This window comes from Thermoplasma sp. (assembly GCF_008709555.1).
Lineage (GTDB): Archaea > Thermoplasmatota > Thermoplasmata > Thermoplasmatales > Thermoplasmataceae > Thermoplasma.
In genome coordinates this window covers 20,108-30,334 of sequence record NZ_VYIJ01000015.1, presented here as the reverse complement: position 1 = coordinate 30,334, position 10,227 = coordinate 20,108, and the positions used below count along the sequence as shown (strand labels likewise).

Below are 10,227 nucleotides of genomic sequence, written 5' to 3'. Positions count from 1 at the left end.
GTCTTGCCCAGCCCTTATTCCTGATGCTTTTTAGGCATCAGAAAAGCCTTGACAAAAAGTCAAGGCACTCAGGCTCCCCGTGTCGCGCTTTCGCGCATTGCACAGTTTTCGCGCCTGCTGCGCCCCGTAGGGCCTGGACTGTTGTCTCAGAGTCCATCTCCGGGCTCCCCCTTTCAGGGCCCGTACCCGTCTTAGGCTAGGTGGTCCTTTACACCACCTACTACCTGATAGGCCGCAGACTTATCCTCAGGCGCAGATGCTTTCATCATTACAACCATTCCAGTTTGTAATGACTATGGAGGATTAGCCTCAGTTTCCCGAGGTTATACTCCACCTGAGGGTAAATTATCCACGTGTTACTGAGCTGTTCGCCGGTGCCTTACGGCCCCATGACTTGCATGGCTTAGTCGGAACCTGATAGCAGTGACCGCCGGCAGGATCGACCGGAGTTAAAACACTCAATTGGAATTAGCGGCTGGCATCTACCTGTCAGAAGTGAGCATACTTACTCACTACTCCATATTTACCAACCCTGGAAGAAGAGACACATAAACACGCTCAAGCGTGATTCATCTCTTTCGTAGGTAGGTTGGCATCCATACCTGTTATGTGCAAAGTAAAGAATAGCAAATCAGTATATAACACTTTCGAAGCAGAACTCCAATTTTCTAGGGAAATCTAAAATAATTATACTAATAATAATCTGCCGGTAAAAATTAGAAACAACCTGAAAAATAGGGAAAAATATGGATATTACTTCACAACTGTCTCCTTCTCTATGTCCACGAACCTGTCCTTCAGCTTGTCCATGACAACGGGCAGCGTCGTGTACTCCATCTCCTGGTCAGGCAACCTGTGAGGTTCGAATGGCCCCATCCTCCTGAGGTGATCCGTCATCTCTCCAGCCACGCGCCTTGCGTAGTCGAAGGCTGGATCATCGAACATGTCAACCGGCCCCTCCAGCTTTCCTGATTTGAGCACATAACCGAGTGCGACAACCCTTGGCGGCCCATCGAACCTGGTCATCTTTGCATCCTTCATTCCGACCGGCATCAGCGGGCCGTTGAACGAACCCCTCATCCAGCCGCTGACAAGGTACGGGAACGCAAAGGCCTCCAGAGATTCTCCAGCAGCCGGAAGACCGGACTGTATCCTGACAACCGCGGCCGGGTCGTCCTTGCCCACGTATTTTCCGGCTATGAGCGATAGCTTGTCCGTGGAGATCACAGCAACGTTCTCCTCTGGGAGCTTCTTGTTCTCCTTCTTGGTGTAGACACGCTTTATCACGTACCTCTCCTTTGATCCTATCAGGGCAAGGAGATCGTAGATGTCCTCCGGGCCATCAAGGAATATGGCCTTGTGATCGATCACGTCCCAGACCTCAAAACGGAAACCGCTGTGCATGGCCTCGTCTATCACAAGGCCAGGCGTGTTGAACGGATCAGCGAACATCTTGTATATGGGCAGGTTGAAAGCCCCTGGTTCTGTCTTATCCATCATGTAAACGATGAACGGCTCCGAAGGCCTCTCGTTTATCTCCATCTCCGCGACGCCCGGCCCCATGCCCTTTAGGTTTCCGGAAAATGAATCCTTCAGCAGGTCCTGGCCCGCTCCGTATAGGCCCAGCTTCTTCGCCACCTCTGTGCCGGCCCTGAAAGCGTTCCACGCCAGTTCATGTATCTCTGGGCTGTCGATACCCTTCGTGTGGATCATCGTTATCTGGGCGTCATCGCCCACGTGCGCCATCCTGAAATCGGATATGAGGTTCTTTCCATGATCCTCTATATACTCCTGTATTCTGGCCATTACCTTTTCGTCCACTATAGAGTGGCCTGGCAGGCTACCGATGTCTGCCTTTATATGGGATATAGTCACCTTCATTAGTTTACTTATTAGAAGATGAATAAAAAAGTTTCCTGAACATGATGGAGGCGTCGGGGGGGAGATTTGAACTCCCGAGCTACGAGAGCAGTAGATCTCGAGTCTACCGCCTTACCGGGCTAGGCTACCCCGACCCTGCAGAAGGGCATCTGCCGGCGTCACCACCATATTATCGTCAGATATAAACGTTTTACAGGGATCATGCATATCGGGTTTTCCCATGCGTTTTACACCATTAGAGCTACAAAATGATTATATTATGAGATTAAATTCTGCCTGCCTTAACGTTCTTGCGTACCTCTGCAGACAGCCTCCCAAGTGGGTAATCTCCAATATCAACGAATTTTATTATGCCTGCCAGGATCGGATGCACTGATTTTATCTCGTTGTACATCCTGACGGCTATGTCTCTGAGGTCGAAGTGTGCCTGTGGGGTGCTGCGGAGTTCGATAAAATAGGCCGCTTCGGCGAGGTTTGTTGAGAAGATGACAGGATACCTGTAGGCAAATGGAACAGCATACTGAGCAAGCCAAAGCCCGTACCTGTCCCTGATGAGGTGATACACACGCTCTGCCTCCTTCATGGCCTCTGAATATTCATCTGAGAGTTCCGGTATCTTTGCTATGATGGGCGGAACATCGTATCCGTGGTTGACTGTCAGCGGCTTTCGGACTATGCTCAGGAATCTGTGCCTCTGCAGATCGCGGAATGCGCCGTAATTCGTTGTGACCTCGAAGACGTAGTTCACGGCCTCAAACGGCCTGCCAACCTTCATGCGCCTGTTCTTCCTCAGATCCCTAACCTTCTCCAGGATTTCTGCCATCTCCGCAGGATCCATCGCCTTTATCCTCGATATTATCCCTGATGCGTCCTCGGCGAAGGGGTACATCATGAAAGCCAGCACCTTCTGTATCTCTTCCTTCTCGTTGCTGTACCTTATCAACTTCACCTTTTCGAACTTGCCTCCGTCCGTGTATGGGAACATGGCCGAGAGTTTTCTCCTGTAATCCATCAGGGCCTGCCCATGAGGCGATACCGCATCTTCAATTATCTGCGGGAATTCTCCGCTCAGTTCTCTGTATAGTTCTCCGGCGATCCTGTCCGACTCGGGCACACCATACTCCATGAGCTTCTGTATGAGGTGTATGAACGATCTGGCGTTTCCGCTTATTCCAATATTTGTCAGCGTGGACGCCGGAAGAATGAACCTGGCATCGTCCAGCGCCCTTGATCGCACCGATGACCTGTAGGAACGCTGTGCAAGCTTCCTTCCGTTCTCGTCCAGTTCGCCGTAGGGCCTCGGCGTTCCGTCCACGTTGAACTCGAAGGATTCGATGGGCCATGTCCTTGATATCTGATCCTCTATCCTTGGCAGCGCGGCCGAGTATAGGTCGAAGAGCCTGTTGCACATTTCTGTGTATTCCACTGCGACGTCACCTGATATGCCTATCTTTTCAGGCTGCATGAAAAGGTAACGGCCATCAACCTTCCTGTCATATGCGACGTATCTCGTTGATTTTTCCAGGTAAGAGAGGCCTATGCGGATCTCTTCTATGACCTTTGATACGACGTTTGAAACGTTCTGTATCCCGACCTGGGCCGTGACGAGTTCTGCTATGGATTCATCGCCATATTCAAGGAATATCCGCCTGTAGAAATCCTCCGATCTCCCCTGGTTCCCCTCGAATTCCCTGTGAAAGACGGATCGTATGTCAGGATCTGATGCCCTGCTGTACCTTGACATGAGTGCGCCGCGGTCGATCATGCGCTCGGCCTTGATGATGAAGACGTCTCTGTCCTCGTTTGAAAACGACATAGACCTTAATACCTGTGGTATTTAAATTTATATCATGATCAAGCCCGCGGCCTTCTGATTCATGAGATCCTGCATCGGATGGCTAAACCCGGCATTCGCCATGAACTGGATCTTGAGCCATCAACAGACGGTGCGGATCCACGACGGCTGCTGCGCAAGATAGAAACCGCACGAACTGGCATCCCTGTGGATGAGGGGGAACGGCCTGATCATTGATCTCACCACGCTGCCCCATCAATTATCGTCAACATCACAGCGCCGGATCCATTCAGGATGCTGATCTTTTAAAAATGATAGATATATATATTAATATGATATATCGAACAAGTGGTATTATGCCTGACGATCTAACTGATAACGCAAAGAAAATTTACGATGCTATGAAGAAGCTCGGTGCGACATCTGAGGAGAAGCTGAAGACTGCAGATGACATCATGAAGGCTGCTGCTCTCGGCAAGTCCATCGTGAATGCGGCCCTGCAGGAGCTACAGAAGAAGGGATACGTCAAGAGAGTTGCAAGACAGAAGAGTGCAGGTTACTTCGTGGTAAAGTAACGCTTCTTCATCTTTTTAAATCAATTTTTTGTGTATGTTTTTTATACTGCTTACAAGCCATAAATATGCTTAAATAAGTGTTTCTGTTAATAAAAACATGCGCTGGGGCCACGTATGACAACCCTCATCATAAATGTCGACAGAGACAACGATTTCGGAGACAAGGCTGGCGTTAAAGGGCCTGTCGTGGGTTACACTGAGTGCTATAACGCGGCTGTAAAGCTCATAAGCGTGGACCCTGAGGATTCCGATTCCAATGCACTCTTCGGAGCCCTGAAGGTATACGAGGATCTCAGGAAGAAGGGAGAGGACGTTGAGATCGCGCTTCTCACTGGTGACAACGATGTAGGCGAAAAGTCGGATGAGATCCTGTCAAGGCAGATTGCGGATGTGGTTGGATCCGGGCTCTACACGGACGCGATACTCGTTTCTGATGGTGCGGAGGATGACTACATCGTACCGGTGATCCTGTCATACATCAAGATAAGGTACGTGAAGCACATCATAGTGAGGCATAATGAGAACATAGAGAGCCTCTACTACTACATCGTCCGCGCATTGAAGGACAAGAAGATACTGAGCAAGATACTGATACCCCTTGGCCTGGTGTTTCTGACCTACGGCCTTGTATCGCTCATATTCATCATATACTCGGCGTACGTTACCGGCGTCAGGATCATCGATCCTACGGTGGGTGCCATAACTTTCGTGACGCTGGTACTTGGCGCTTATCTTCTGGAGAGGGGCTTCGACCTGTTCAACCTCATGTCCAGGCTGATTCGCGAGGTACACGAATACGCACAGGACACCAGGATACTGTTCTTCACCTATATCATCGCTGGACTGCTGGTGCTCGTCGGCATCGCATCTAGCTACACCATAGCCGTGCGGACATCAAAGAACGGCCTCGATGCCTTCCTGATCTTCCTTGCCCTCTTCACATGGTGGGTCTATGGTTCGATATTCACCACCGAGGTCGGAAGGGTAGCCGAACTTGCCGTCGGCAGAAAGGCCGGGATACTCAAGATATGGTATGGCCTGATATTCTCACTTTCCATAGCGTTCGTCGTATATGGCATGTTCAACTACATCAGATACATCCTGGGTTTCATAACGCTGAAGTCCGGGCTCATAAGCATATTCTTCCTGATACTCGGGCTGATAATAGCCATAGTATCGTCCATGGTGCACAGGTACTTCAATGAGAACCCTGAGATACTGAGAGAGGGCACATGATGGATCTGGCCAGGTGGATGTCCATCTATGGATCGATAACGGACGATTTTGGCTTCTATCCATGCATGGATCATCGTTCTTCCATGATACTCTCCAACTTCGTTGGCGATCCGGATCTTCCCGTGAAGAGGGGAAGAACAGCTTACGTGATCGGCAATGGGCCGGCGATCCGCGAGGCCGTACCGAGCATTTCCGGGGGATACAGCATCGTCGCGGACTCGGCGATACTGGCCTACTGGTCTATCCGTGGCTGCCCAGACATGATCGTTACGGATCTGGATGGCGATCTGGAATCCATATTCGAATGCGCGCATCAGGGGAGCACCATTGTGATACACGGCCATGGCGATAATATACACAGGATAATTGAAAACAGGGAAAGGATCAGCAGGGCCATGGTGGGCACAACTCAGAATCTCCCCTTCAGGAACGTTGCGAACTTCTTCGGATTCACTGATGGAGACCGCGCGGCATACATAGCCCACAGGATGGGCTTTGAGAGGATCGTCCTGGTCTCGTTTGACTTCCATCACGTGAACAGGACGAAGCAGGGAAGCGCGGCCATGAAGGCAAAGAAGCTGAAGTGGGCGGAGGCTCTGCTGGCCATGCTGGCTGCAGATCGGGGGTCGCCCATGGGCGTCGGTGATTTCATAGAGATATGATCAGGCTGTTCGTCCATTTTCTCCAGAATCCGGACTTTGCACTATTCTTCCATCTATGTATTCAGGGACTATGCCCGTGTAATCCACCTTGAGGCAGAACTCGAGATCTCTTTCGCTGACGCCGGCTATTATGTTCCTGTTTATCTCCGCTGTCTTCCTCGTGTATTCTTCCAGGTCAACCTTCTGCCCCTCGGCCATCAGTTTCAGCAGGTTGGCGAAGAGAATATCCTCCTGCGCCTTTCCTATCGGCCTGTTGGAAGGCAGTATGAGCACGTCCTGCTGTTTCCTGATCACGGATACGGTAGCGCTGAGGTTCACGTAGGATGAGAATAGGACCCTTCCCTGTTTTATGCGCGAGAGCACGTAGGTTCCGTTGGTTGATGTGAACGCAACGACCTTTCCAGAGAGATCGGCAGCAGATACCTCAGCCGGGGAATTGTCGTAATCAAAGTATGGAGGCTTTATGCCGTACTTCTCCCCGACGAGGACGATCTCCGGGTTCTTTCTCTTGAATTCTATGGCCTTTCTCACATCGCGGAACGGCAGTATGTATCTCGCACCACCAGCAAGTATCATCGGTATGGTCGTCGTTGACCTGAATATGTCCACAACAACGTTGATCTCCGCCCATGAATCGCTCTTTCTTCCGTCGCCGACCCTGATCATTCCCTTTATCCCCGCATCATGCATACTCTACATAAAATATTTCGTGCAATGGGATGCATCAGGAGGCCAATCTGTTTTTTTTTTGGTGCGTGGGAAAAATATCCACAGTCCCATCGTCACATAATGAACGGAGCCTGATTGGCCCTTTGCCGCAGGTTCCTTGCTTCTGCATCAGTAGAAGGATCGATCATGCGCCGGGATCATTCCTCAGACGCATTCTTCTGTTCCGAGAGGCTTTCGGAGAGGACCGAGGAAACATTGATCAGGCTGAACCCCATGATCCTGAACTTGACCATGTCCTTGGGATCCACGACCAGCACCCTAACCTTCTCCCTGATCTCATCTGTTATGACGCTCTTCATGGCAGCAGCTATGATGAGGTTGTACGCATCATCGTTCGATCCTATTATTATCTCCTTCGCTGCAGAGAAATCGAAGGACGAAAGCAATTCGATGTCATCAGCGTTGTGATCGAAAACTATGTAGCCATCGTCTCTCAGAGATTTCGCCTTTGATTCGTCCCTCTCTATAACGACGACGACCGTGCCTGACCGCTTCATCCTTGTAAGGTACTCCTGAAGCAGATCCGAATAGCCGCATACGAGAACGTAATCGGCAAGCGTTCTGAGCTCTCTCTTCTCCATCCTGTTCACCAGACCGCCCAGGCGGCGTTCCACCGAGGGCAGTATTAGAGCGGTGATCGAGCTAAAAAATATTGCTACGCCGAGGAACGCCAGCGATATGGTGAAAATTTTGGCATCCATTGTGACCGGCACTATATCTCCGAAGCCTAGCGTCGTTATGACCTCGCCGGTGTAATAGAAGGCGTCGCCTAGGCTGTCTATGGGAGGCCTGAACTGGTTGCCAAATAACAGCGAACCCCCTATTCCATATAGTATGGTGAATGCTATGGTTACAAGTGCTATGGCCACCTCTGGCCTTCCCAGGATGCGGGCAGGATAAACGTATTCCCTGCGCCTCCTGAACAGCACGTATATGACAAAGAAGGAGAAGGCCATCCCCAGTATCGTGATGTGGTATTGCCTTCCCACTCCGAACGCCAGTATGAGGATCGTGATGAACGACCCGATGACCATTATGCGCCAGGCTGACTTCGTCTTCTCCCTGGTCAGAAAGCTGTAGATCGATAGTACGAAGCCGTCAAATACAGCAACGAATGCCATTGCCTTTATCGAAATTCCAATGTATAATCCGAAGACATGGATCAGCAGGATATGGGTTGAAGAGAGCAGGGCCAGGCCAAGGAGAATCGTGATGATACCCTGAATGAGAACGAGCCACCTCAATTCAAGAAGAACAGCCCTGCTGACCACGTTAAAAAAATGCATGGGTTGGATAAAGCTTTTTGCGATTCGGCCTCAGGCATAACAATATGGTACCATCGATCGGCCTCCGAACCTGAGCTATATTTTTATCTCACCTTTCGGATCATGTAACGTTATTAAACTGGCTGTAATAATGTGAAGTTAACTATAGTGGGATGGTACTGAGATGTTCACAAGAAGAGGCGATCAGGGGGAAACTGACCTTGCAAACAGGGCCAGAGTAGGGAAGGATTCACCCGTGGTTGAGGTCCAGGGAACGATAGATGAGCTCAACTCCTTCATAGGATATGCGCTGGTTCTGAGCAGGTGGGATGACATAAGGAATGACCTCTTGAGGATCCAGAACGATCTGTTCGTGCTGGGGGAGGATGTATCAACTGGAGGCAAGGGAAGGATAGTAACGAAGGAGATGATCGATTACCTCGAGATGCGTGTAAAGGATATGAAGGCGGAGATTGGAAAAATCGAACTGTTCGTGATACCGGGTGGATCGGTGGAATCGGCATCCCTGCACATGGCGCGTGCCGTATCCAGAAGGCTTGAGAGGAGAATAGTCGCCGCTTCGAAGGCCACCGAGATAGACAAGAATGTCCTGATATATGCAAACAGGCTCTCGTCGGTGCTCTTCATGCATGCCCTGCTGTCAAACAAGAGGCTGAATATACCGGAGAAGATCTGGAGCATACACCGTATCTCATGAGGACCTGAAACAATTGAATATGGAAAAATTGAAATTATTGGATAACCGCAGGGATCATACCTTGAAGTGCAGCGGTTTTCCGTACGCTTCCTCTGCGGTCTCCTTGACGCCTTCGCTGACCGTTGGATGCGGATGTATGGTGAGGCCGATATCCATCGCCATCAATCCGGACTCAACTGCCAGCGACAGTTCGCTTATCAGCTCGCTCGCATGTGGCGCTGCGAGGCCGGCGCCCGTGACTATGCCCCTCTCATCGTAGTATATGTTGAAGGTTCCGATGTTCTCGTTCATCGTCAGCGATCTCCCATTTGCGGCGACAGGGAACCTCGTTGACTTGGCTGATTTCGAACCGGTGTAGGCTATCTCTGGATCAGAGTATATGACGTACGGCATTGCCCTGTACTCAACCACGCTTTCTATGCCGCATATGTTGTCGGCAGCTATATCAGCATCGTAATACGCCTTGTGCGCAAGCATCGGCTGCCCAGACACGTCCCCTATGGCGTATACGTTCGGCACGCTTGTCCGCTTGTGACCATCCGTCTTTATGAAACGCCCGTCCATCTCAAGCTTCAGGTTTTCCAGGCCGAAGCCTTCAGTGTTTGGAACCCTTCCTACCGTCATGAGTACAGTTTCTGCCTCGACGTACTCCCCTCCATCTATGTTTACCCTTATCTTTTCGCCACGCTGAGTGTTCAGCACCTTCTTTCCCGTCATGACCTTTACTCCCAGCTGGGAAAGTCTCCTCTCGACATGCCTGACAAGCTCCTGATCAGTTCCAGGAAGGATGTTTGGCATCATCTCAATTATCGTAACCTTGGATCCGAGCTTTGCCAGAGCGGTGCCTATTTCGACGCCTATGTACCCGCCCCCTATTATGGCGGCCGATTCCGGAACATGGTCCAGATCGAGCGCCTCCCTGTTGTATATGACGTCATCGATACCCTTTATCTTGACCGGTTTGGATCCGGTGGCTATCACCAGGTTCTCGCCCTCAATGGTCCTGTCGCCCACCTTAACATGGTGCGCATCAACGATGTAGGCCTCGCCCCTTATAACATCAACTCCGTACCCCCTGCAGAGCATCTCCACTCCTCCAGTGAGCCTGTTGATCATGGACCACTTCCACTCCTGCCACCTCTTCATGTCTATTGAGTAGTTCAGTGATACTCCTGGCATCTCCTTCAGGTAGTTTATTGAGTTCGCAAGCTCTATGAGTGCCTTTGACGGGATGCAGCCATAGTTCAGGCATTCGCCGCCGATCTTGTCCTTCTCGATCAGTGCCACCTTCTTCTGCCTCTGGCCAAGGCGTATTGCGGCCGCGTAGCCGCCAGGCCCAGACCCTATTATTATCGCGTCGTACATA

Annotated in this window: 9 protein-coding genes, 1 tRNA gene and 1 rRNA gene; 4 read left to right on the top strand and 7 right to left on the bottom strand. The window is 50.7% G+C overall.

Annotated elements, in window-relative coordinates:
- The 4 genes from F6Q11_RS06025 to F6Q11_RS06010 form a co-directional block, all read right to left on the bottom strand.
- Positions 1–450 (bottom strand): 16S ribosomal RNA (locus tag F6Q11_RS06025); the annotation flags it as partial.
- A gap of 303 nt (positions 451–753) precedes the next feature.
- Entirely contained in the window at positions 754–1,881 is a 1,128-nt protein-coding gene (gene fbp, locus F6Q11_RS06020) for a fructose-1,6-bisphosphate aldolase/phosphatase (RefSeq protein ID WP_297027226.1), read from the bottom strand.
- A 51-nt stretch (positions 1,882–1,932) separates the two neighbouring features.
- A tRNA-Ser gene (locus F6Q11_RS06015) sits at positions 1,933–2,015 on the bottom strand.
- A 131-nt stretch (positions 2,016–2,146) separates the two neighbouring features.
- The gene (locus F6Q11_RS06010) at positions 2,147–3,697 is read right to left on the bottom strand and encodes an FAD-dependent thymidylate synthase (protein ID WP_297027223.1); all 1,551 of its coding nucleotides are present in this window, start codon (positions 3,695–3,697) and stop codon (positions 2,147–2,149) included.
- A 335-nt stretch (positions 3,698–4,032) separates the two neighbouring features.
- Between F6Q11_RS06010 and F6Q11_RS06005 the strand changes: the two genes are divergently transcribed.
- The 3 genes from F6Q11_RS06005 (at position 4,033) to F6Q11_RS05995 (ending at position 6,149) form a co-directional block, all read left to right on the top strand.
- The gene (locus tag F6Q11_RS06005; RefSeq protein ID WP_010901832.1) at positions 4,033–4,251 is read left to right on the top strand and encodes a transcriptional regulator; all 219 of its coding nucleotides are present in this window, start codon (positions 4,033–4,035) and stop codon (positions 4,249–4,251) included.
- Positions 4,252–4,365: 114 nt separating this feature from the next.
- Positions 4,366–5,487 carry a DUF373 family protein gene (locus F6Q11_RS06000; protein WP_297027220.1) on the top strand — a complete coding sequence of 374 codons (1,122 nt, stop codon included), beginning with the start codon at positions 4,366–4,368 and terminating at the stop codon, positions 5,485–5,487.
- Positions 5,484–6,149 carry a 6-hydroxymethylpterin diphosphokinase MptE-like protein gene (locus F6Q11_RS05995; RefSeq protein ID WP_297027218.1) on the top strand — a complete coding sequence of 222 codons (666 nt, stop codon included), beginning with the start codon at positions 5,484–5,486 and terminating at the stop codon, positions 6,147–6,149. Before F6Q11_RS06000 ends, F6Q11_RS05995 begins: the two co-directional genes overlap by 4 nt.
- Here the strand turns inward: F6Q11_RS05995 and F6Q11_RS05990 are convergent, their stop codons facing one another.
- Both F6Q11_RS05990 and F6Q11_RS05985 read right to left on the bottom strand, forming a co-directional pair.
- The gene (locus F6Q11_RS05990) at positions 6,150–6,839 is read right to left on the bottom strand and encodes a 2-phosphosulfolactate phosphatase family protein (protein ID WP_297027214.1); all 690 of its coding nucleotides are present in this window, start codon (positions 6,837–6,839) and stop codon (positions 6,150–6,152) included.
- Positions 6,840–7,015: 176 nt separating this feature from the next.
- On the bottom strand, positions 7,016–8,149 hold the full coding sequence (locus F6Q11_RS05985; RefSeq protein WP_297027211.1) for an NAD-binding protein: 1,134 nt from the start codon (positions 8,147–8,149) through the stop codon (positions 7,016–7,018).
- 178 nt (positions 8,150–8,327) lie between these two features.
- Between F6Q11_RS05985 and F6Q11_RS05980 the strand changes: the two genes are divergently transcribed.
- A complete protein-coding gene (locus tag F6Q11_RS05980) occupies positions 8,328–8,861 on the top strand; it encodes a cob(I)yrinic acid a,c-diamide adenosyltransferase (protein WP_297027209.1) in 534 nt (177 codons plus the stop codon).
- A gap of 54 nt (positions 8,862–8,915) precedes the next feature.
- Here F6Q11_RS05980 and lpdA read toward each other — a convergent pair whose 3' ends face one another.
- Positions 8,916–10,226 carry a dihydrolipoyl dehydrogenase gene (gene lpdA, locus F6Q11_RS05975; RefSeq protein ID WP_297027206.1) on the bottom strand — a complete coding sequence of 437 codons (1,311 nt, stop codon included), beginning with the start codon at positions 10,224–10,226 and terminating at the stop codon, positions 8,916–8,918.
- Position 10,227: the final 1 nt, after the last annotated feature.

Coding starts and splice junctions, on each gene's coding strand:
- fbp (WP_297027226.1), bottom strand. CDS start 1,881: ATGAAGGTGACTATATCCCATATAAAGGCAGACATCGGTAGCCTGCCA.
- F6Q11_RS06010 (WP_297027223.1), bottom strand. CDS start 3,697: ATGTCGTTTTCAAACGAGGACAGAGACGTCTTCATCATCAAGGCCGAG.
- F6Q11_RS06005 (WP_010901832.1), top strand. CDS start 4,033: ATGCCTGACGATCTAACTGATAACGCAAAGAAAATTTACGATGCTATG.
- F6Q11_RS06000 (WP_297027220.1), top strand. CDS start 4,366: ATGACAACCCTCATCATAAATGTCGACAGAGACAACGATTTCGGAGAC.
- F6Q11_RS05995 (WP_297027218.1), top strand. CDS start 5,484: ATGATGGATCTGGCCAGGTGGATGTCCATCTATGGATCGATAACGGAC.
- F6Q11_RS05990 (WP_297027214.1), bottom strand. CDS start 6,839: ATGCATGATGCGGGGATAAAGGGAATGATCAGGGTCGGCGACGGAAGA.
- F6Q11_RS05980 (WP_297027209.1), top strand. CDS start 8,328: ATGTTCACAAGAAGAGGCGATCAGGGGGAAACTGACCTTGCAAACAGG.
- lpdA (WP_297027206.1), bottom strand. CDS start 10,226: ATGTACGACGCGATAATAATAGGGTCTGGGCCTGGCGGCTACGCGGCC.